This is a genomic window from Pseudomonas sp. FW306-02-D09B, assembly GCF_058782685.1.
This window is the reverse complement of record NZ_JBYSXY010000006.1, coordinates 159012-180942: the sequence shown is the minus strand read 5'-3', so window position 1 is coordinate 180942 and position 21931 is coordinate 159012. Positions and strand designations below refer to the sequence as shown.

Here is a 21931-nt window from a genome sequence, read left to right as displayed (position 1 = left end):
CATGGAACTGGCCAGCCTGATCGGACGCCTCAACCCGGACAACCGCCGCGCCCTGGAACGGGCCGCCCAGCGTTGCCTGCAACGCGGTCATCATTACGTTGAAATCGAGCACCTGTTGCTTGAACTGCTGGAAATCGAAGGCGGCGACTTCGCCTACCTGCTACCGCGCTTCGGCCTGGAACGCGATGCCCTGACGGCGGAAATCAACAAGGCCCTGGAATTGTTCAAGACCGGCAGTACCCGTACTCCGGCCCTCTCGGCGCACACCATTGGCTTGCTGGAGGACGCCGTGGTGCAAGCCAGCGTGCTTGGCCTTGAGAGCATCCGTTCCGGCCTGCTGTTATTGGCGCTGCTTGACCGTGATGAACGCCGCAGCCTGTTGCTCAACAGTGCTTCGTCGCTGCTGCGGATTCCTCGGGACGCCTTGCGCAACAATCTGCTGGAATGGACCGAAAGCTCCCGCGAGCACGTCGGCGGCGCCCGCTCGGTCGCCGCAACCGCCGGCAAACCGCAGCAGAAACAGGACTCGATACTTGATCAGTTCACCCAGGACCTGACCGCCGACGCGCATGCCGGGCGCATCGATCCCATCGTCGGGCGTGACGGCGAAATTCGCCAGTGCATCGACATCCTGCTGCGCCGTCGCCAGAACAACCCGATCCTGGTTGGCGCGCCGGGCGTCGGCAAAACCGCGGTGGTCGAAGGCCTGGCCTTGCGCATCGCCGCCGGGGACGTACCGCCGTCGCTGCAAGAAGTCAGCCTGCGAGTCCTAGACCTTGGTTTGTTGCAGGCCGGCGCCGGGGTCAAAGGGGAATTCGAGCAACGGCTCAAAGGCGTGATCGATGCCGTCCGCAGCGCGGAAAAACCGATCATCCTGTTCATCGACGAAGCCCACACCCTGATCGGCGCCGGCGGTGTCGAGGGCGGAAGCGACGCCGCCAACCTGCTCAAACCGGCGCTGGCCCGTGGTGAACTGCGGACCCTCGCCGCGACCACCTGGCTTGAGTACAAGAAATACTTCGAGAAAGACCCGGCCCTCGCCCGACGCTTCCAACTGGTGCAGGTCGAAGAACCGGATGAAATCACTGCCGTGGAAATGCTCCGTGGGGTGGCCGCCAAACTCGAACAGCACCACGGCGTGCAGGTCCTGGATGCAGCGATTCATGAGGCGGTGAAGCTGTCCCATCGCTACATCTCTGGCCGGCAACTGCCGGACAAAGCGATCAGCGTGCTCGACACCGCTTGCGCGCGAGTCGCCCTCGGGCAACACGACGTACCGCCTCCACTGGAAAGCCTGCGTCATCGCCAGCAAAGCCTCAAGGATGAAGTCGAACGCCTGCGCCGCGAACAGGCCACCGGCCTCGATCACCGTGAGCGCATTACCGTGCTCGAGACCGAGTCCACCAGCAACGTGCAGGCCATTCGCGAACTGGAGATCCGCTGGGGCGAAGAACGCGTCGCCGTGCGCGAGCTGCTGGAAACCCGACGCGAGCTGCTGGCCTTGAGCGAACGCGCCGATAATGACAAACCGGACGACGTCACTGATGGACGCCTCGACCATCTGGCCGCCGAACTGCTGCGCCTGGAAGCCGGCCTCGACGCCATTCGCCAGGACGACCCGCTGGTGCCGGAGCAAGTCGACGCGAAAACCGTTGCGGCAGTGATTGCCGGCTGGACTGGCATCCCGGTCGGCAAAATGCTCGCCGACGAAGCCCACGCCGTGCGCACCCTCGGCCAGCGCATGAGCCAGCGGGTGATGGGCCAACGCCCCGCGCTGAACACCATCGCCCAACGCTTGCAGGCGTATCGCGCTGGCCTCACCGACCCGCAAAAACCGGTCGGCGTGTTCCTGCTGGTCGGCCCCACCGGCGTCGGCAAAACCGAAACCGCCTACGCCCTGGCCGATGCGCTGTATGGCGGCGAACGCAACCTGATCAGCATCAACCTCTCGGAATATCAGGAAGCCCACACCGTCAGCCAACTCAAAGGCGCCCCGCCCGGCTACGTCGGTTACGGCAGCGGCGGCGTGCTCACCGAAGCCGTGCGGCGCAAACCCTATTCCGTGGTGTTGCTCGACGAAATCGAAAAAGCCCACCCGGATGTGCTGGAGGCTTTTTATAACGTCTTCGACAAGGGCCTGATGGAAGACGGCACCGGCCTGGTGGTCGACTTCAAGAACACCGTGATGCTCGCCACCAGCAACGTCGGCGCCGAACTGCTGCTCGACACACCGACCGCGCAACTCGACAGCGATGCCTTCACCGAAGCCCTGCACAACGTGCTGCTGAAAGCCTTCCGCCCGGCATTTCTGGCGCGGATGACCGTGGTTGCGTACAGGCCGCTGGATGAGGCGACGCTGGAAGGGATTGTGCTGGCGAAACTGGAGAAATTGCGTGCTCGCTACAAAGCTGCGACCGGCAAGCAGTTCGAGTTTGATGCCGGGATTGTGCAGGCAGTGTTGGCCAAGTGCAGCGCCGCCGGAGCAAGGGATGTTGAGAATGTGTTGATGACACAGGTGACGGGGAAGTTGGCGGAGTGGGTGTTGGAATAGTTAACCTAATTTGCCTTGGGTATCCCGAAATACAAGTTATTTATGGATATAAATTCAGGAGTTCATATGCTATCTCCAAGAAAATTCGTCAATCGCCGCGACAAGGCCTATCACAACAACAGACTGAACAGCGTTCAACAACTGGACAAAGTCGCAAGCTATCTATTGGGACTTAACTATTCCGGGTACGCCTCACCAACACCAAAATCCCAAAGCTTAATCCAAATGGACTGCGTGGCTGTAGCCGTTGTCAACAATGAATGGTTAATAGCTTCCAACACCCAGCGAATTGGTGATGATGAAATTATCAGAATGGCCAACGAGTTGGGATTCGATATTGTATATGCACTAATCAAAAGAGGTAACGGTCACATGCACGCTGAAATGCAAATATTAGAAGAGCTTGCAGCGTCGAAATACAGCAGTGCAAACGTTTTCATCGGCGTTTCAAAACCCTGTTGTAAAAAATGCGCAGAATGGATTGTTCATACAGGTGCAAAATACACTGCCCATCATGATTCAGATGTAGTTCACTGGGAGAAGCCCGACCTTAGTTAAAATAAACTGATTTTTTTGAAAGTACTGGATTGCAGAGACCAAGCTAAAAATTAAATCAGTTTCCATTCCGCATCGCTTTCCAACATAAAATAAAAAAGGACAAGAATAATGCCTACAGTGGAAAAGGGGACTGATTTATTTTGGATCACCCTGCATGGGTGGCCTAAGCATGTGCAGATAAATCCGCCCCTTTTCTCTGTATTGATTAATCATCTGGTAGGTCAATCCCAGGAGTGCCCATGAGCTTTCTCTACCATTCCACTCATATCAACAATCTGGCGGGGATAAAGACCCAGGGTCTTGCACCGCCCAATAAACGGGCCGCAAGCTCTGTCGCGGGAGCCACCACCGCCGATCAGTTGGCCAATCAACTGAGTAAACAAAAGACATTCAACAAATTCAACTTCTTGTATTTGTTCAATAAGGGTGCCGACCTGGATCAGATACGGACCTATCCAGCCAGTGAACTGCCCCTTCCTAGCATGGTGATCACCGGTGAAATAAGGGCAGAGTCCAACTTCAACTATTCAGTGGACAAGGTCACCCTCGGCAACAAAGTAGAGCAAGGCTGCAAAGACTATCTGGACGCACTCAAGTCCCGCTCTGGCGTACTGACTTCAGTACCCAGCACGGTTTCAGGCGCAGCAGCGTCGAGCTCAAGCAGCAGCACATCGTTGCCTGTGCGCAACTCATCAATGTTCAAAACCCAGTGGGAGGGCCTGATCGCGGATTTTTCGACGACGCACCCTGGGCATTTTCTGTCCAAATTAGCCAGTTTCCAGCGCGAGTATTACTACCGTGCCGAGAACGCAATCACTTCCGAACACATCTACTTGTTCCAGTACAGTGCATTGAAGAAGTACTACTCCGGGTACGTCGATACGATTTCCGGTGGTGATCATCATCGGATCGCCATTCTTCGCCTGGATAACTCGGTGCTGAATGACAGTCAATCTGACCCCTCGCAGCCGGAAGGCCTGATTTCGAAAACTGTCGTTGCCGCTGAACACCTCAGCTATGTCATCGGACTGACCAAACTGCAAGTCACTAACTCCTCGGCAGACGCCATTGCACAGTTCGATGCCTTGCAATGGCTGCCACTGGCGCAGTACGCCCCGGCATCCGCATCGGCAATACCCGCTACCGATGCCAGCAGCTCTTCGAGTACGGCGCCTCAGCCAGCCAGCCTGGGTGAAGAAGGTTAAGTTCGATGACCGGTACAAGCCGTTTCCAGCCGAGACCACCCGATGCCCCGCACAACTGATAGCAACACTACCCTCTCCCTCACCGCCACCTCGCTGTCGGCGCTTTATCCTGAGTCAATCTCCGGCGAAGAATCGCTTAACGCCCTGAGTTCACAAACCCTCAACGGCCTCAACGACGGCGCGTCCCTCACCCTGACCAGCGCCGTCGCCAGCCACATCACTACCACCCTGCACAACGACGCCCAAACCCGTCCGCTGGATGCACTGGTCGCCGAAATCCGCCAACTCCCCGCCGACGCGACTGCCGAGCGTTATCAGCTCACCTTAAGGCCCTGGCTCTGGTGGCTGACCCTGGCCAGCAACAACCGGGTGTTCCAGAACCTCGCCACCTCGGACATCGTCACGACGATTTTCAAGGCTCACGGCTTCACCGATTTCCAGTTGAAACTCACCGGCAGTTACACCCCGCGCGAGTACTGCGTGCAGTACGGTGAAACCGATTTCGCCTTCGTTTCGCGGTTGCTGGAAGAGGAAGGGATTTTCTGGTTTTTCACCCATGAAGACGGCAAGCACACGCTGGTGCTTGGGGACAGCAACGACGCTTTTGTGCCAATCCCCAACGGGCCGAAGGTGACGTATCTCGGGCAGCGAATGGGCGAGCGCGAATTGCATGGCATCCGTTCCGGACAAGTCTGTGTGCAGGCGGTGGCCGGGGTGTATCGGGCGACGGATTATGAGTTCACCACACCGACCACGTCCCTCTACGATCAGGCTGAAGCAGTGGCCGGGCCGCGCTCTATCTACGAACATCCGGGCGGTTACAACGCCAAGGCCCGGGGCGATGCGCTGACCAAGCAGCGGGTGGACGGTTTGCGCAGTCAGGAGAAACGCTTCGTCGGCGAGAGCGATTGCCGTTGGCTGGTGCCGGGGCACTGGTTCACGCTGGCCGGTCACGATGACCCGACGCTGAATATCGATTGGGTGGTGACGGCGGTCACCCACGAGGCCAGTCACGACAGCTACCGCAACCGCTTCGAAGCCATTCCCAAGGCCACGCCTTATCGCCCGGCGCGGATTACGCCCAAGCCGCGGATGCATACGCAAACGGCGCTGGTGGTCGGCAAATCCGGCGAGGAAATCTGGACCGATCAGTACGGCCGGATCAAGTTGCAGTTCCCCTGGGATCGTGACGGCAAGAATGACGAAAGCAGTTCCTGTTGGGTCCGCGTGGTGCTGCCGTGGAGTGGCAAAGGCTTCGGCATGCAGTTTGTGCCACGGATCGGTCAGGAAGTAATCGTGACCTTTATCGACGGCGACCCGGACCGGCCATTGGTCACCGGTTGCGTCTACAACGGTGACAACGCCCTGCCCTATGCTCTGCCAGCGAACCAGACCCAATCCGGAATCAAGACCCACTCATCCAAAGGTGGCGGCGGGTTCAACGAGTTGCGCTTCGAGGACAAGAAGGATGCCGAAGAGGTGTTTCTGCAGGCGCAGAAGGACTTCAAGATCAATGTACTCAACGACACCACCGCCAGCGTCGGCCATGATGAAATCCTTACGGTAAAGAACGCCCGAACCCGCACGGTCAAGGAAGGCGATGAGACCGTGACCCTGGAAAAAGGCAAACGCAGCGTGACGATCCAGACCGGCAGCGACAGCCTCGACGTCAAGGACAGCCGCACGGTGAAGGTCGGCGCCGATCAAAACCACAGCACCGGCGGCAACTACGAGCACAAGGTCACTGGCGATTACAGCCTGACGGTGGACGGCAACCTGACCATCAAGGTGAGTGGCACTCTCACACTGCAAAGCGGTGGCAGTTTCGCGATCAAGAGTGGCGCCGATCTGGCGGCCCAGGCCAGCACCTCGATCAGTCAGAAAGCCGGCACCTCCCTGAGCAATCAGGCCGGTACGGAGCTGACCAACAAGGCCGGCACCTCACTGACCAATGATGCCGGGGTCAGCCTGACCAACAAGGGCGGCGCCGAGCAGACCGTGGACGGCGGCGGCATGCTGACCATCAAGGGCGGACTGGTGAAGGTCAATTGAGGAGCGAGCGAGGATGTCATCGGACAAACTGGAACTGGAACGCGGTGACAGCCGGCTCGACGGACGAATGCTCGACGGCCGGCTGGAAGGTCCGCTGCACATCAAGGAAGCCGGAAAACCCCAGGCCGCCTTGAATTACAGCCAGGGCGAACTGCAAGGCAGGAGCCTGCTGTATCACCCCAATGGCAAGCTCTCGGCACAACTGCCTTTTGAGCATGACAAGTTACAAGGTGTCGCAACGTTTTATGCGCCGCAAGGCTGGCTGCAACGCAAAGCCACGTATCGCCGAGGCCTGCTGCATGGCGAAGCAACCAACTATTTCCCCGATGGGAAAGTGGCTGAATTGGAGTGTTATCGCGACGGTGTGCGTGAAGGGGTTTACCAGCGTTTTCACCCTAACGGCAAACCCGCCGTCAACGCCCGCTACCTCAACGGTCAGTTGCTCGAACCGGAGCAAGCCTTTGCCAGCGATGGACGACCGCTGGACGCCGAGGGCAAACCGATTTCGCGGATGCGCTGGTGGTACCGGCGCTGGGCCGATCCGACACAAGCCTGACGCGGACCTGTAGCAGCTGGCGTAGCCTGCTGCTACAAGGGCAGCGGCGCTCTTCGGATCAGGGGATAAGCATTTGCATCTGCCCCGGCATTGCAATCTTGATCACCCCGCCCCAGTTGCACATCAAGCTGCAGTTGGCATCGAGGGCAGGCATTCCCCCCAGCAAAAGGGTCGGTGCTCCGGGCATCCACGGGGCGGCGGTGGCCGGAATGCACGGCATTGGCGTCAGCACGCCGAGGGCCGCCGCCGTGGCCGCGGCGACCATTGGATTGGCCGGGCTCATGCACATGCCAAACGGCATGATGTTCAGCAGCGGAATGTGATCCATGATGTTCGCCGCCGGCATGCCCCCGGTCAGCGTGCGGTTTACCGGCAGCACGTTGAGCACCCCCGGCGCCGCACCGAAACTGCATTGCAGGGTCGCGGTGGCGCACACTTGCGGACAGCCCATGTCGAATCTCCTTCCTGAAAGCGATGCCCCTCTGAACCATAGTCCGCCGAGCCTGTTCTCGCACATCAGGAACGCTGATTATCCGGCAACACGCTAACCTATAAGACCTTGCCGCGCTTGTGGCGACCCCGGCACGCCATTAGATTAGTCAATGATGTCTGGCCTCCAAAATAAGCAGAAGGGATAAGCATGGCGCTTACTGACCAGTCCACCCGTATCCGCTCTGGCGAAGAACTTGATGCCAGCCTGATCGATCCGTACCTCAAGGCGCACATTCCGGGCCTGAGCGGGTTGCCACAGATCAGCCAGTTCCCCGGTGGCGCTTCGAACCTGACGTACCTGCTGGAATACCCCGAGCAGGAGTTCGTGCTGCGTCGGCCGCCGTTTGGCCACAAGGCCAAGTCCGCCCATGACATGGGCCGTGAGTTTCGCATTCTCAATCAGCTCAAGGACGGTTTCCCGTATTGCCCGAAAGCCTACGTGCACTGCACCGACGAATCGGTGATCGGTGCCGAGTTCTATGTAATGGAACGGGTCAAGGGGATCATCCTGCGCTCCGAACTGCCAGCGGAACTGGGCCTCGACGCCGCTAAAACCGAAACCTTGTGCAAGAGTTTCATCGACAAATTCGTCGAGCTGCACCGCGTCGATTACCAGGCCTGTGGCCTGGCCGACCTGGGCAAGCCGCAAGGTTATGTCGCCCGGCAGATTCATGGCTGGAGCGAGCGCTACGAAAAAGCCCTGACGCCTGATGCGCCGAGCTGGCAAGCGGTCAAGGACTGGCTCAACGACAAGATGCCCGCCGACCACCCGACGTCAAGCATCGTCCATAACGACTACCGCTTCGACAACGTGATCCTCGACCCGAACAACCCGATGCAGATCATCGGCGTACTGGATTGGGAACTGACCACCCTCGGCGATCCGCTGATGGATCTGGGCAACACCCTCGCCTACTGGATCGAAGCCGGCGACCCGGCACCGGTGCAACTGATGCGCCGTCAACCGAGCCATGCCCCCGGCATGCTGACCCGGCGCGAATTCGTCGATTACTACGCTGAGCGCTCGGGGATCAAGATCGACAATTTCGACTTCTATTACACCTACGGGCTGTTCCGCCTGGCCGGTATCGTGCAGCAGATCTACTACCGTTTCTTCCATGGCCAGACCCAGGACAAACGCTTCGCGCAGTTCATTCACATGAACAAGCTGCTGGAGCAGATGAGCCTGCAAGTCATCCAGAAGTCCAGCCTCTGATCACGCGCCCGGCGCCTGCCCACCTCAAGGAAAAACCATGTCCAAGACCCACTTATTCGACCTCGACGGTAAAATCGCTTTCGTCTCCGGCGCCAGCCGTGGCATCGGTGAAGCGATCGCCAAACTACTGGCCCAGCAAGGCGCCCACGTGATCGTCTCGAGTCGCAAACTCGACGGCTGCCAGCACGTGGCCGACGCGATCATCGCTGACGGCGGCAAAGCCACCGCTATCGCCTGCCACATCGGCGAAATGGAACAGATCACTCAAGTGTTCGCCGGCATCCGCGAGCAATTCGGTCGCCTGGACATCCTGGTCAACAATGCCGCAACCAATCCGCAGTTCTGCAACGTGCTGGACACCGACCTCGGCGCCTTCCAGAAAACCGTCGACGTGAACATTCGCGGCTACTTCTTCATGTCGGTGGAAGCCGGCAAGCTGATGCGCGAAAACGGTGGCGGCAGCATCATCAACGTCGCCTCGATCAATGGCGTTTCGCCAGGCATCTTCCAGGGCATCTACTCGGTGACCAAGGCGGCGGTGATCAACATGACCAAGGTCTTTGCCAAGGAGTGCGCGCAGTTCGGCATCCGCTGCAACGCCCTGCTGCCAGGCCTGACCGACACCAAATTTGCCTCGGCGCTGGTGAAAAACGACGCGATCCTGAAGACCGCGTTGCAACAGATTCCGCTCAAGCGTGTGGCTGATCCAAGCGAGATGGCCGGTGCGGTGTTGTATCTGGCGAGTGATGCGTCGAGCTATACGACTGGCGTTTCGTTGAATGTGGACGGTGGTTTCCTGTCCTGATTTTCTGTCTCCTGTGGGAGCCGGGCTTGCCCGCGATTGCATCAGCGAGGCGCATCTGTCGTACCGTGGCGCTTGTCTCGCGGGCAAGCCCGGCTCCCACAGGGAAGAAGGTCATCCCAGAGATTAAGGAATTTTAATTCCACTAATTGCATTTAGAGAATATTTATTCCATAACTAGGCATCCTGAAAACAATAATCCAAAGGACCCAGTTATGCGCGAACTCGGAATCGGACTTATCGGCACGGGCTTCATGGGCCGTGCCCACGCCCTGGCCTTTCGCAATGTCAGCGCGGCTTTCGAACTGCCCTTCACGCTGCGCCTCGCCGCGCTTGCCGACGCCGATCCTGCTCGCGCACAAGCGTGCGCCACTGCCTGGGGCTTCGAACGGGCCCACAGTGACTGGCAACAGTTGATCGACGATCCCAAGGTCAACCTGATCGCCATCACCACACCGAACCATCTTCATTACCCGATGGCCATGGCAGCAATCGCCGCCGGCAAACCGGTGTATTGCGAAAAACCACTGGCTGTCAGTCTTCAACAAGCCAACGCCATGCACCTGGCGGCCAAAGCGGCCGGCGTGGTCACCCGCGTGGGCTACAACTACCGGCACAACCCGATCATTGGTTTGGCCCGCGAGCTGATTCGAAACGGCGAGCTGGGCGAGATCATCAGCTTTCAAGGCGAATTCAGCGAAGACTTCATGGCTGACCCGAACTCGCCGTGGTCCTGGCGCTGCGAGGCCGAACATGCCGGCGGCGCGCTGGCGGACCTGGGCAGTCATTTGCTGGCCATGGCGCGCTATCTGGTGGGCGATGTCGAGGCGGTGTGCGCCGATACCCAAACCGTGCACCGCCAGCGCCCGGCCACGGCGGGCAGCCTGGAACAACGCAGCATTGCCGTCGACGATCAGGCCCACGCCCTGCTGCGCTTTGCCAACGGCGCGCGTGGCACCTTCAGCAGCAGTTGGCTCAAGCACGGCTACAAGAATCATCTGAGCTTCGAGATCAGCGGCACCAAGGGCACTCTGGCATTCGATCAGGAGCGCTTGAATGAGTTACGCCTGTGCCGCGCCGGCCAGGACGGTTTCCAGCGTTTACTGGCCGGACCGAATCTGCCCGGCTACGCGGCATTCAGCCCTGCACCGGGGCATCAACTGGGTTACAACGAGTTGAAGACGCTGGAAGTGCACGCCCTGATCATGGCCCTGGCCGGACAAGGCCAGGACGGCACGGATTTCGAGGAGGCCTGGGAAGTGGAACGCCTGGCGGCGGCGATTCGGCTGGCGGCGCGGGAGCAGCGCTGGGTCAATATCAGGGAGGTCTGATCGCTCCAGCGCTGCATGGCAATGCTCAGCGCGCCAGCTGTAGTGCCAACGCCTTGGCCTGGCTCGCCACGTCGGTCACTGCCGTGCTTTCCCACCACATTCCACGCAGGGGCGGGCCCATGGCGAACAAGCGCTGGGCAACCTGCCCCTCGGCATCCATGACCGCCCCGCTCGGATCCGCTGCGATCCCCAGCGCCAATGGCCCCGGTTTTATCAAGCCGCGGGCCAGCAGTTGCTGCGGCAAGGGTCGGGCGACCCGGCGCCAGTCGTATTCGATGCCACTGGAGTTGATCAGCGCGTCGCCACTGACCACCGTCACTTCAGACTCCCCGCGCCGACGAATGCAAATGCTCACCCGTCCGTCCGCCGAGGGCGCCAGGCCTTTGAACGAAGCGGCCTGAATTCGCAAGCGCCCTGACTGATGCAAACGCGCCACCAGCTCTGCACTCAAGGGCGGCGACCGGTGATGATGGCTTTCCCACCATGGCCGCACATGGCGCACAAACTGCCGGCGTTGCACATCCGTTGCCTGGCTCCAGAGCCGCCCGATATGCGCCCGCACGGTATCCAGCGGCGCCTGCCAGTCGATACCCTCCGCCATCGCCGCACGGCAATGCCGTCGCAGTTCATGCATCAACTGACGTGGGCTGCGAATGTCGGGATCTTCGGCCAGAAAATCCACCCACGCCGGCGGTTGCCGACGCACATGCGGCAGCAACCCGTGACGGGAAAACACTTCGATCGGTCCACGATGCCCGGCCTGCTCCAGCGACACCACGGCATCGACCATGGTCAGGCCCGAGCCGATGATCAATACCGTCGATTGCGGATCAAGCTGTGTCATGGCCGCCACATCCCAAGGATCGACGGCTGCAGCGTTCAAGCCACTGGACTCGGTTTGTGGGGTTCGCGCAGCCGGGAACAAGCCGGTCGCCAGCACCGCAAAAGCGCCTCTTAACCGTGAACCATCACTCAAGGTCAGTAATGTGGCGTGTTCATCGGTTTGCAGGTCGACCACTTCCCCGCGCACATGCTCGACGCTTGAACCATAACGCGCGCCGACGGCCTGGGCTTCGGCCAACCGCTGCTGCACGTACAGACCAAAAATGCCCCGAGGCGGGAACAACTCGGCGACCGGCACCGACTGCTGATCCGACTCCGGCCAACCGCCATTGGCAATAAATGCGCTCAGCCATTGGGTCAGGTCATCGGGGTTGTCCGGGTCGACACCCATCCGCGCGGCATTGCCATTCAGCGTATGGCCCAATTCAACCGCGCTATAGGCCTCGCCCCGGCCCAACTCGGCGCGAGGCTCGATCACCAGCACCTGACGCTTGCCGGGCAAACGCAGCAACTGCATGGCCAATAATGCGCCGCTCAAGCCACCGCCGACGATCAGGATGTCGGCGTTGCGAATAATGTCTGTTGCTTGTCCGCCAAGAGTTTCAGTCATGCGGTTCTCACGGATCGAGGGGAATGTCTGAAATGTATCACTGGATGGTTATCGGGACCGATGATCTGTTTCAGAGCACCACATTACGCACAAACCGCGTCGCCACCGTCCCATCATTGCGATAGGCGTGAGGCCGGTTACTGGCGAAGCTGACAAACTCGCCTGTCGCGAGAATGCGCTCTTCATCCCCCAGCACCAGCGTCAGGCTGCCTTCGAAGACATACAGCTGTTCACTCCAGCCATCGGCATCCGGCTCCGAAACGTATTCCTCGCCCGGTTCCAGCCGCCATTCCCAGAGTTCGACTTCTCGGCTGGCGTTGGCCTTGGCCAACAGCACGGCTTTACTGCCGGGGATCAAGCCGGCCCACGCCAGTTCGTTGATGCGGCTTGGGTCCCGCACCTCGGGAGCCTGAATCAGGTCGCTGAAGGCTACCTCCAAGGCTTCGGCCACCCGGTCGAGGGTGGTCAGGCTGACGTTTTTCTCACCCGCTTCGATGGCCACCAGCATCCGGCGGCTGACTCCGGATTTTTCCGCCAATGCGGTCTGGCTCAGCTCTGCGACATGGCGCAGGCGTCGGACGTTCTGGCTGACGTGTTGCAGGACGGAGGCTCGTTGGCCGGAATCTTTGTGCACTATATTGCTCACTTAGTAGGTTTGCGCAGTATACTGCCCAACTTCGGGCGCATTGTGCGTCCCCCTCAGGTAGTGCGCAAGGCCATGACGTCGGTGAATACTTCCAAACCCTCTACCTTTTTCTCACGGTTCAGCAAGGCTGAATGCGTGCTGGTGCTGATCACCATGGTCTGGGGCGGGACGTTCCTGCTGGTGCAGCATGCGATGACGGTCAGCGGGCCAATGTTTTTCGTCGGCCTGCGCTTTGCTGCAGCGGCGAGTATTGTCGCGCTGTTCTCCTGGCGCAGCCTGCGTGAGTTGACCCTGTTTGAACTCAAGGCCGGCGCGTTCATTGGTGTGGCGATCATGCTCGGCTACGGCCTGCAAACCGTTGGCTTGCAGACCATTCTCAGCAGCCAATCGGCGTTCATCACTGCGCTTTACGTGCCGTTCGTGCCTTTGCTGCAATGGCTGGTGCTGGGGCGTCGGCCGGGGTTGATGCCGAGCATTGGCATCATGTTGGCGTTTACCGGGTTGATGCTGCTCTCCGGTCCTGCCGGGGCGTCGCTGAATTTCAGCTCGGGGGAAATCGCCACGCTGATCAGCGCCGTCGCCATCGCCGCCGAAATCATTCTGATCAGCACTTATGCTGGCCGGGTCGACGTGCGTCGGGTCACCGTGGTGCAACTGGCGACCACTTCGGTGCTGGCATTTTTGATGATTGTGCCGACTCAGGAAGCGCTTCCCGGTTTCTCCTGGTTGCTGCTGGCCAGCGCGGTGGGCCTGGGCGCCGCCAGTGCGGCGATTCAGGTGGCGATGAACTGGGCGCAGAAAAGCGTTTCACCAACCCGTGCGACGCTGATCTACGCTGGCGAACCGGTCTGGGCCGGTATCGCCGGGCGCCTGGCGGGTGAACGGCTGCCGGGGCTGGCGCTGTTTGGTGCGGCATTGATTGTCGCGGCGGTGATCGTCAGTGAGTTGAAGACCAAGGGTAAAGCTGCTTCGACTGAAGAAGAGCTGGAACAGGAAGCACAGGGTTAAACCTCAAGAACTGTAGCGCCTGATAGATCGCCTTCGCGAGCAAGCCCGCTCCCACATTCGATTGCCTGCGTATGCGCAATCGCGACATAACACAAATCTAATGTGGGAGCGGGCTTGCTCGCGAAGGGGCCAGAACGATCGGACACAACCCCTCGAAACAATGTGAATCAGGCGTTTTCAGCCTACCTTGTAGGATCCTGCCACAGCTTGGCAGTTGGTGATCAGGGGCTCGGCACGTATGATCCTTCACAAACTTCCGCAGATTAGAAGCCTATGTCCCTGATAGTTCTACTGCTTCTGCCTTTTATTGGCAGCTGTCTGGCGGCCTTGCTGCCGCACAACGCGCGTAACACTGAATCGATACTCGCTGGCCTGGTTGCCTTGATCGGCACCGTCCAGGTGGCGTTGCTGTATCCGCAAATCGCCCACGGTGGCGTGATTCGCGAAGAGTTCTTCTGGCTACCGAGCCTGGGCTTGAATTTCGTCCTGCGCATGGACGGTTTCGCCTGGCTGTTCTCGATGCTGGTGCTGGGCATCGGCACGCTGGTGTCGCTGTATGCGCGGTATTACATGTCGCCGGACGACCCGGTGCCACGCTTCTTTGCATTTTTCCTGGCGTTCATGGGCGCCATGCTCGGGCTGGTGATCTCCGGCAATCTGATTCAGATGGTGTTTTTCTGGGAGCTGACCAGCCTCTTCTCGTTCCTGTTGATCGGCTATTGGCACCACCGCGCCGATGCTCGCCGTGGCGCCTACATGGCGCTGATGGTGACCGGTGCCGGTGGTTTATGCCTGCTGGCGGGGGTGATGCTGCTCGGCCATGTCGTGGGCAGCTATGACCTGGACAAGGTCCTGGCCGCCGGCGATCTGATTCGCGCCCATGCGTTGTACCCCATCCTGCTGCCGTTGATCCTGATCGGCGCCTTGAGCAAAAGTGCCCAGTTCCCCTTCCACTTCTGGCTTCCCCACGCCATGGCCGCTCCGACACCGGTCTCGGCTTACCTGCACTCGGCGACCATGGTCAAGGCCGGGGTTTTCCTCCTGGCACGGCTGTGGCCGTCGCTGTCCGGCAGCGAAGAATGGTTCTATATCGTCAGCGGGGCCGGCGCCTGTACCTTGTTGCTCGGCGCTTACTGCGCGATGTTCCAGAACGACCTCAAGGGCCTGCTAGCCTACTCGACCATCAGCCATCTGGGCCTGATCACCCTGTTGCTGGGCCTGAACAGCCCGCTGGCCGCCGTCGCGGCGGTGTTTCATATTCTCAACCATGCGACCTTCAAGGCCTCGCTGTTCATGGCTGCCGGGATCATCGACCACGAAAGCGGCACCCGCGACATTCGCAAGCTCAGCGGCCTGATCAAACTGATCCCGTTCACCGCGACCCTGGCGATGGTCGCCAGCGCCTCGATGGCCGGCGTGCCGTTGCTCAACGGTTTCCTTTCTAAAGAGATGTTCTTCGCCGAAACCGTGTTCATTAATGCCTCGGCCTGGATCGAGACCACCCTGCCGATCGTCGCGACCATCGCCGGTACGTTCAGCGTCGCCTATTCGCTGCGCTTTACCGTAGACGTGTTTTTCGGCCCAACCGCCACCGACCTGCCGCACACCCCGCACGAACCGCCGCGCTGGATGCGTGCACCAGTGGAGTTGCTGGTGTTCGCCTGCCTGGTGGTCGGGATTTTCCCGGCCCAGGTGGTCGGCCCGTTACTCGCCGCTGCGGCCCTGCCGGTGGTGGGTGGAACCTTGCCCGAATACAGCCTGGCGATCTGGCACGGCTGGAATGCGCCGATGATCATGAGCTTGATCGCCATGTCCGCCGGTATCGTTGTGTACCTGCTGCTGCGCAATCAGCTCAAACGCGGGCGATTCAACTACCCGCCGCTCATTGGCCGCCTCAACGGCAAGCGCCTGTTCGAACGCAGCCTGGTGGTGATGATGCGCCTGGCTCGACGGCTTGAGCGGCGGGTCAGTACCAAGCGCCTGCAAACTCAATTGTTCCTGCTGGTGCTGGTGGCCGTGTTGGCGGGGTTGATTCCGCTGCTGCACAGCGGCTTGAGTTGGGGCGAGCGGCCAAAGATCCCCGGATCGATCGTCTTCGTCACGCTCTGGTTGCTGGCGATTGCCTGTGCGTTGGGCGCCGCCTGGCAAGCCAAGTACCACCGACTCGCGGCCCTGACGATGGTCAGTGTCTGCGGCATGATGACCTGCGTCACCTTCGTCTGGTTCTCGGCGCCGGACCTGGCCCTGACCCAATTGGTGGTCGAGGTGGTAACCACCGTGCTGATCCTGCTTGGCCTGCGCTGGTTGCCACGGCGGATCGAAGAGGTCTCGCCACTGCCCAGCAGCGTGCCCAAGGCGCGGGCTCGCCGTTTGCGCGACTTGCTGCTATCGAGCGCGGTCGGCATCGGCATGGCGCTGCTCGCCTACGCCATGTTGACCCGCCAGACACCGAACGATATTTCCTCGTTCTACCTCAGTCGCGCATTGCCCGAAGGTGGCGGCAGCAACGTGGTGAACGTGATGCTGGTGGACTTCCGCGGCTTCGACACCCTCGGTGAGATCACCGTGCTGGTGGCCGTGGCGCTGACCGTGTTTGCCCTGCTGCGACGCTTCCGCCCACCGAAAGAAAGCATGCAACTACCGGCACAACAACGCCTGCTGGCGCCGGACGTGGTCACTGATCTGGTCAACCCGCGTCACGCCAGCGATACCGCGCTGGGCTTCATGATGGTCCCGGCGGTGCTGGTGCGGTTGTTATTGCCAGTTGCAGTGGTGGTGTCGTTCTACCTGTTCATGCGCGGGCACAATCAACCGGGCGGTGGTTTTGTCGCGGGCCTGGTGATGTCGGTGGCGTTCATCCTGCAATACATGGTCGCCGGCACTCAGTGGGTCGAGGCGCAGATGAGCCTGCGGCCGGTACGCTGGATGGGCACCGGACTGCTGTTCGCCACGCTCACCGGCCTGGGTGCAATGGTCGCCGGTTATCCGTTCCTGACCACCCACACCTGGCATTTCGGGTTGCCGTTGCTGGGCGAGATTCATATCGCCAGTGCGCTGGGCTTCGACATCGGCGTGTATGCCGTGGTGGTAGGTTCGACACTGCTGATCCTGACTGCCCTGGCGCACCAATCGGTGCGTGGCCACAAGCCGGGCAGCCAGCCTAAACCCATTGCCAAGCCAGGAGCTGCCTGATGGAAGAAGTCATCGCAATTGCCATTGGCGTACTGGCTGCCTCCGGGGTCTGGCTGGTGCTGCGCCCACGGACCTTTCAGGTCGTCATGGGCCTGTGCCTGCTGTCTTACGGGGTCAATCTGTTCATCTTCAGCATGGGCAGCCTGTTCATCGGCAAGGAGCCGATCATCAAGGACGGCGTGCCGCAAGACCTGCTGCATTACACCGATCCGCTGCCCCAGGCGCTGGTACTCACCGCCATCGTCATCAGCTTCGCCATGACCGCATTGTTCCTGGTGGTGTTGCTGGCGTCCCGGGGCCTGACCGGCACCGACCATGTCGATGGCCGGGAGCCTAAAGAATGAGCTGGATGCCCCATCTGATCGCCGCACCGATTCTGCTGCCGTTACTGACGGCGGCGCTGATGTTGATGCTCGGCGAAAAACACCGCCCGCTCAAAGCCCGGATCAACCTGTTCTCAAGCCTGCTGGGACTGGGGATTTCTGTACTGTTGCTGCAGTGGACCCAGGCGCAAGGCGTGCCCGGCTCCATCGGCGTCTACCTGCCGGGTAACTGGCAGGCACCCTTTGGCATCGTGCTGGTGGTCGATCGCCTGTCGGCGCTGATGCTGGTGCTGACCGGGATCATCGGCGTCAGCGCCCTGCTGTTCGCCATGGCCCGCTGGGACAGTGCCGGCGCAAGCTTCCACGCGCTGTTCCAGATTCAACTGATGGGCCTCTACGGAGCCTTCCTGACCGCCGACCTGTTCAACCTCTTCGTGTTTTTCGAAGTGCTGCTGGCGGCGTCTTACGGCTTGATGCTGCACGGTTCGGGGCGCGCCCGGGTGTCGTCGGGCCTGCATTACATTTCGATCAACCTGCTGGCCTCGTCGCTGTTTCTGATTGGCGCCGCACTGATCTATGGCGTCACCGGCACCCTGAACATGGCCGACCTGGCGCTGAAGATCCCGCTGGTGCCGGAAGCCGATCGCGGCTTGCTGCATGCCGGCGCGGCGATTCTGGCTGTGGCATTCCTGGCCAAGGCCGGGATGTGGCCGCTGAACTTCTGGCTGGCCCCGGCCTACTCCTCGGCCAGTGCTCCGGTGGCGGCGATGTTCGCGATCATGACCAAGGTCGGCGTCTACACCTTGCTGCGTCTGTGGACCCTGCTGTTCTCCGGCCAGGCCGGTGCGTCGGCATACTTTGGCGGCGACTGGCTGACCTACGGCGGCATGGCGACAATTATCTGCGCGGCGTTGGCGATCCTGGCCACGCAGCGCCTGGAGCGCATGGCCAGCCTGAGCATCATGGTGTCGGCGGGCATCCTGTTGTCGGCCATCGGTTTTGCCCAGCCGAGCCTGATCGGCGCGGCGCTGTTCTATCTGGTCAGCTCGACCCTCGCGCTGAGCGCGCTGTTCCTGCTGGCGGAACTGATCGAACGCTCGCGCACCGCCATCGAGATGCCGCTGGACGATGAAATCGAAGCGCTACCGCGACCATCGCAATCTTCACCGCCGAGCAAGGGCATCAACCTCGACGACGACCAGAAAGCCGTGGTCGGACAGGTGATTCCCTGGACCATGGCCTTCCTGGGCTTGAGCTTCATTGCCTGCGCCCTGCTGATCATCGGCATGCCGCCGCTCTCCGGATTCATCGGCAAGCTCGGTTTGCTCAGCGCCCTGCTCAACCCATTGGGCCTCGGCGTCTCGGGTGAGCAGCCGATATCGAACGCGGCATGGAGCCTGCTGGCGCTGTTGATCCTGTCCGGGCTGGCCTCGTTGATCGCCTTCTCGCGCTTGGGTATCCAGCGTTTCTGGACGCCCGCAGAACGCCCGTCACCGGTGCTGCGACGCCTGGAATGCGTACCGATCTTTGCCTTGTTGGCCTTGAGCATCGTGTTGACCTTCAAGGCCGAACCGCTGATGCGTTACACCCAGGCGGCCGCCGACACCTTGAACAATCCGCAGCAATACGTGATGGCGGTACTCGGCACCCGCGCCGTACCCAGCCCCGAAGCCAAGGCTGCGATGCAGGAGGTGCAACCATGAAACGTCTGTTCCCTGCCCCCTGGTTGTCGTTGGCCCTTTGGCTGTTGTGGCTGGTGCTGAACCAGTCCATCAGCCCGGGCAACCTGCTACTGGGTGCGATACTGGGTTGTTGCGCACCACTGATGATGCGCAAGCTGCGACCGCTGCCGATCCGTATTCGTCGTCCCGGGGTAATCCTGCGCCTGATCTTCCTGGTCGGGTGTGACGTGTTGGCGTCCAACCTCGCCGTCGCCTGGGGCGTGTTGAACGCCGGGCGACGGCCGCCACACTCGAAGTTCATCAAGGTGCCGCTGGACCTGCGTGACGCCAACGGCCTCGCGGCGCTGTCGATGATCACCACGGTGATTCCCGGTACGGTCTGGTCGGAACTGGCGCTGGATCGCAGCATTTTGCTGTTGCATGTGTTCGATCTGGATGACGAAGCGCACTTCATCCAGCACTTCAAGGCGACTTATGAGCGCCCCTTGATGGAGATTTTCGAATGAGTGCCCTGCTCTCGAATGCGGTTCTGTTCAGCCTGTTCATTTTCTCGCTGGCGATGGGACTGACACTGATTCGCCTGTTCAAAGGTCCATCGGCACAGGACCGGGTTCTGGCGCTGGATTACCTGTATATCCTCGCCATGCTGATGATGCTGGTGCTGGGGGTCCGCTATGCCAGTGACACCTACTTCGAAGCGGCGCTGCTGATCGCGCTGTTCGGCTTCGTCGGCTCGTTTGCCCTGGCGAAATTCCTGTTGCGTGGCGAGGTGATCGAATGAATGAGCTGGGTCAGTTGTCTTTGTGGGTCGAGATCCCGGTGGCGATCCTGCTGGTGGCCAGCAGCCTGTTCGCGTTGATCGGTGCCATCGGCCTGCTGCGCTTGAAGGACTACTTCCAACGCATGCACCCACCGGCTTTGGCCTCGACCTTGGGCGCCTGGTGCGTGGCGCTGGCGTCGATCATCTTTTTCTCGGCACTCCAGTCGAGTCCGGTGTTGCACGCCTGGCTGATCCCGATACTGCTGTCGATCACCATGCCGGTCACCACCCTGCTGCTGGCGCGTGCGGCGTTGTTCCGCAAGCGTATGGCCGGGGATGATGTGCCGGCTGAGGTCAGCAGTCGACGGACAGAAAGCGAGCGTTGAGCCGAAAAGATCGCAGCCTGCGATCCTGAAGATTAGAACTCACCCCCACGCAACGGCCAACAACCCCGCCCCCAACACCACACACAGCGGTGAATAGGCCCAGGTGTCGAGGCGCGCGAACTTCGACCCGGCCTGTTCCTTGAAAAAGCCGACAAGATTCGAATCACCAATCGCGCGGGCAAACATCAGCAAGGCAACTGCACTGATCAGCCATTGCATCGACCAGTGCCCGACTGCCGGCACAAACAGGCCAACTCTCAGGCACACCATCAGGGCAATCAGCAACAACCCGACAGCCACCGCCAGGGTTCCCAGTGCAGAAGGTCTGAAAGCCGGCCGCAGCCCCTCCTCTGCGCCGCCTTGTACCTGCGGCACAACGGCGTCAATGGCCCAACGACCGCCGAGCGCCCAGTACAAATGAATCAGGCTGATCAGCACAAACGCGGCGACGATCCATTGAGCAAGCACAAACGTCATGAGCAGGGTTCCGGGTATCGATGGCAGAAGAAACAGCCTAGACCAGACTTTTTGTCAGTGCGTTGTTCCACGACAATGTTGCAGTCACGCCGCATAAAATTTGCCTGAACTCTGACCGTTCATTGATCGACCGGGTACCCTACAGACTTGCAGAGACCTTGTCTGCGACATCCTTGGGCAGCCACGCCCGCCAGACCTCCGGGTGCGCCTTCATGAAGGCTTCGGCTGCCTGGCGCGGCGCGGTGTGCTTCTCGCTGATTTCGGCCAGGGCCTTGTTCAGAGGCCCGATAGGCAGATCAACCTTGCTGAAAAACTCAGTCACCTGCGGATACTGTTTCTGGAAAGGTGCAGACACTCCAATCGACAGTTTCGAGGGCAGCGAGCGTGTTGGTTTTGGATTGGGGTTATCGGCATCGGTCAGGGTTTTCCAGGCCTCGGCATCGAACGGCGGCTCTTCCAGCTGAATCAGCTTGAAGCGCCCGAGCAACGGGGTTGGCGACCAGTAATAAAACAGCACCGGCTTGCCACGGCGAATGGACGAGGTGATCTCTGCGTCCAGCGCCGCGCCGGAACCGCTGCGAAAATTCACATAGCTGTCCGTCAGGCCATAGGCCTTGAGCTTCTGCTTGTTGACCACTTCCGAGGTCCAGCCGATCGGGCTATTGAGAAAACGTCCCTTGCCGGGGCTTTCCGGATCGCTGAAGACATCCTTGTAGCGCGGCAAGTCCGACACGCTGCGCAAGTCCGGCGCCAATGGCTTGATGCCTTTGGCCGGATCGCCCTTGATCACGTATTCCGGCACCCACCAGCCTTCGGTTGCGCCTTTGACCGTATCGCCGATACTCGCCACCTTGCCTTCAGCCTCGGCCTTGACCCAGACCGGACTGCGACCGGCCCACTCTTCGCCAATGACCTGAATGTCATTGTTGGCCAGCGCGGTTTCCAGGGTGATGGTGGTGCCCGGCAAGGTATCGGTCGGCAGGCCGTAACCCTTCTCGACAATGATCCGCAAAATGTCGGTGATCAGACTGCCGCTTTCCCAGTTCAGGTCAGCGAAGTGGATCGGCGCCGGGGCGGCCATTACGGTCACGGGCGACACCAACAGACCAACAGTGGCTAGCAGACTTCCCAGTAGCAGTCGAAACCCTTTCATGCGTTGCACCTCGTGCTGTTCACAGCCATGGCAGGACGGCTTTGCGCACAAAGGCCGCGCACCTGCGAATACTCAGTCAACTGACTGT

General features: G+C 60.4%; 20 protein-coding genes. 15 read left to right on the top strand and 5 right to left on the bottom strand.

Going from position 1 to position 21931, the window contains the following annotated elements; genetic code table 11:
* Position 1 precedes the first annotated feature (1 nt).
* The 5 genes from tssH to AC3WK5_RS12755 all read left to right on the top strand — a co-directional run bounded on the left by tssH (position 2) and on the right by AC3WK5_RS12755 (position 6922).
* On the top strand, positions 2 to 2551 hold the full coding sequence (gene tssH / locus AC3WK5_RS12775) for a type VI secretion system ATPase TssH (protein WP_103315203.1): 2550 nt from the start codon (positions 2 to 4) through the stop codon (positions 2549 to 2551).
* A 66-nt stretch (positions 2552 to 2617) separates the two neighbouring features.
* On the top strand, positions 2618 to 3109 hold the full coding sequence (locus AC3WK5_RS12770) for a nucleic acid/nucleotide deaminase domain-containing protein (protein ID WP_103315202.1): 492 nt from the start codon (positions 2618 to 2620) through the stop codon (positions 3107 to 3109).
* Positions 3110 to 3348: 239 nt separating this feature from the next.
* On the top strand, positions 3349 to 4314 hold the full coding sequence (locus AC3WK5_RS12765) for a hypothetical protein (protein ID WP_103315201.1): 966 nt from the start codon (positions 3349 to 3351) through the stop codon (positions 4312 to 4314).
* A 42-nt stretch (positions 4315 to 4356) separates the two neighbouring features.
* Positions 4357 to 6366, top strand: coding sequence for a type VI secretion system Vgr family protein (locus tag AC3WK5_RS12760; RefSeq protein ID WP_103315200.1), 2010 nt, complete (start codon positions 4357 to 4359; stop codon positions 6364 to 6366).
* Positions 6367 to 6379: 13 nt separating this feature from the next.
* A complete protein-coding gene (locus AC3WK5_RS12755) occupies positions 6380 to 6922 on the top strand; it encodes a toxin-antitoxin system YwqK family antitoxin (RefSeq protein ID WP_103315199.1) in 543 nt (180 codons plus the stop codon).
* A gap of 58 nt (positions 6923 to 6980) precedes the next feature.
* Here AC3WK5_RS12755 and AC3WK5_RS12750 read toward each other — a convergent pair whose 3' ends face one another.
* Complete coding sequence (locus AC3WK5_RS12750) at positions 6981 to 7373, bottom strand: DUF4280 domain-containing protein (protein ID WP_054596762.1); 393 nt, start codon at positions 7371 to 7373, stop codon at positions 6981 to 6983.
* A gap of 189 nt (positions 7374 to 7562) precedes the next feature.
* On the opposite strand from AC3WK5_RS12750, the gene AC3WK5_RS12745 reads away from it, so the two are divergent.
* The 3 genes from AC3WK5_RS12745 to AC3WK5_RS12735 all read left to right on the top strand — a co-directional run bounded on the left by AC3WK5_RS12745 (position 7563) and on the right by AC3WK5_RS12735 (position 10763).
* Entirely contained in the window at positions 7563 to 8630 is a 1068-nt protein-coding gene (locus tag AC3WK5_RS12745) for a phosphotransferase family protein (RefSeq protein WP_103315198.1), read from the top strand.
* Positions 8631 to 8667: 37 nt separating this feature from the next.
* The gene (locus AC3WK5_RS12740) at positions 8668 to 9435 is read left to right on the top strand and encodes an SDR family oxidoreductase (RefSeq protein WP_103315197.1); all 768 of its coding nucleotides are present in this window, start codon (positions 8668 to 8670) and stop codon (positions 9433 to 9435) included.
* Between the two features lie 212 nt (positions 9436 to 9647).
* Positions 9648 to 10763, top strand: a complete 1116-nt coding sequence (locus AC3WK5_RS12735; RefSeq protein ID WP_103315196.1) for a Gfo/Idh/MocA family protein — start codon at positions 9648 to 9650, stop codon at positions 10761 to 10763.
* Positions 10764 to 10788: 25 nt separating this feature from the next.
* Here the strand turns inward: AC3WK5_RS12735 and AC3WK5_RS12730 are convergent, their stop codons facing one another.
* Positions 10789 to 12216, bottom strand: a complete 1428-nt coding sequence (locus AC3WK5_RS12730; RefSeq protein ID WP_103315195.1) for an FAD/NAD(P)-binding protein — start codon at positions 12214 to 12216, stop codon at positions 10789 to 10791.
* Positions 12217 to 12286: 70 nt separating this feature from the next.
* Complete coding sequence (locus AC3WK5_RS12725) at positions 12287 to 12850, bottom strand: helix-turn-helix domain-containing protein (protein ID WP_103315194.1); 564 nt, start codon at positions 12848 to 12850, stop codon at positions 12287 to 12289.
* Here AC3WK5_RS12725 and AC3WK5_RS12720 point away from each other — a divergent pair.
* From AC3WK5_RS12720 to AC3WK5_RS12690, 7 genes are all read left to right on the top strand, one after another.
* Positions 12845 to 13870, top strand: coding sequence for a DMT family transporter (locus tag AC3WK5_RS12720; RefSeq protein WP_103315193.1), 1026 nt, complete (start codon positions 12845 to 12847; stop codon positions 13868 to 13870). The genes AC3WK5_RS12725 and AC3WK5_RS12720 overlap by 6 nt on opposite strands.
* Before the next feature lie 273 nt (positions 13871 to 14143).
* Positions 14144 to 17062, top strand: coding sequence for a monovalent cation/H+ antiporter subunit A (locus tag AC3WK5_RS12715; RefSeq protein WP_103315192.1), 2919 nt, complete (start codon positions 14144 to 14146; stop codon positions 17060 to 17062).
* The gene (locus AC3WK5_RS12710; protein ID WP_003202835.1) at positions 17062 to 17406 is read left to right on the top strand and encodes a Na+/H+ antiporter subunit C; all 345 of its coding nucleotides are present in this window, start codon (positions 17062 to 17064) and stop codon (positions 17404 to 17406) included. The genes AC3WK5_RS12715 and AC3WK5_RS12710 overlap by 1 nt, the downstream gene beginning before the upstream one ends.
* Positions 17403 to 19088, top strand: a complete 1686-nt coding sequence (locus AC3WK5_RS12705; RefSeq protein WP_103315191.1) for a monovalent cation/H+ antiporter subunit D — start codon at positions 17403 to 17405, stop codon at positions 19086 to 19088. Before AC3WK5_RS12710 ends, AC3WK5_RS12705 begins: the two co-directional genes overlap by 4 nt.
* Positions 19085 to 19573 carry a Na+/H+ antiporter subunit E gene (locus tag AC3WK5_RS12700; RefSeq protein ID WP_103315190.1) on the top strand — a complete coding sequence of 163 codons (489 nt, stop codon included), beginning with the start codon at positions 19085 to 19087 and terminating at the stop codon, positions 19571 to 19573. Before AC3WK5_RS12705 ends, AC3WK5_RS12700 begins: the two co-directional genes overlap by 4 nt.
* Positions 19570 to 19848 carry a K+/H+ antiporter subunit F gene (locus AC3WK5_RS12695; protein ID WP_019690998.1) on the top strand — a complete coding sequence of 93 codons (279 nt, stop codon included), beginning with the start codon at positions 19570 to 19572 and terminating at the stop codon, positions 19846 to 19848. Before AC3WK5_RS12700 ends, AC3WK5_RS12695 begins: the two co-directional genes overlap by 4 nt.
* Positions 19845 to 20213: a Na+/H+ antiporter subunit G gene (locus AC3WK5_RS12690; protein WP_054596752.1), complete on the top strand. Its 369-nt coding sequence runs from the start codon at positions 19845 to 19847 to the stop codon at positions 20211 to 20213. Before AC3WK5_RS12695 ends, AC3WK5_RS12690 begins: the two co-directional genes overlap by 4 nt.
* 39 nt (positions 20214 to 20252) lie before the next feature.
* Here the strand turns inward: AC3WK5_RS12690 and AC3WK5_RS12685 are convergent, their stop codons facing one another.
* Both AC3WK5_RS12685 and AC3WK5_RS12680 read right to left on the bottom strand, forming a co-directional pair.
* Positions 20253 to 20690, bottom strand: a complete 438-nt coding sequence (locus AC3WK5_RS12685; protein ID WP_103315189.1) for a DUF3995 domain-containing protein — start codon at positions 20688 to 20690, stop codon at positions 20253 to 20255.
* A 139-nt stretch (positions 20691 to 20829) separates the two neighbouring features.
* Positions 20830 to 21843 carry an ABC transporter substrate-binding protein gene (locus tag AC3WK5_RS12680; protein ID WP_054596750.1) on the bottom strand — a complete coding sequence of 338 codons (1014 nt, stop codon included), beginning with the start codon at positions 21841 to 21843 and terminating at the stop codon, positions 20830 to 20832.
* Positions 21844 to 21931: the final 88 nt, after the last annotated feature.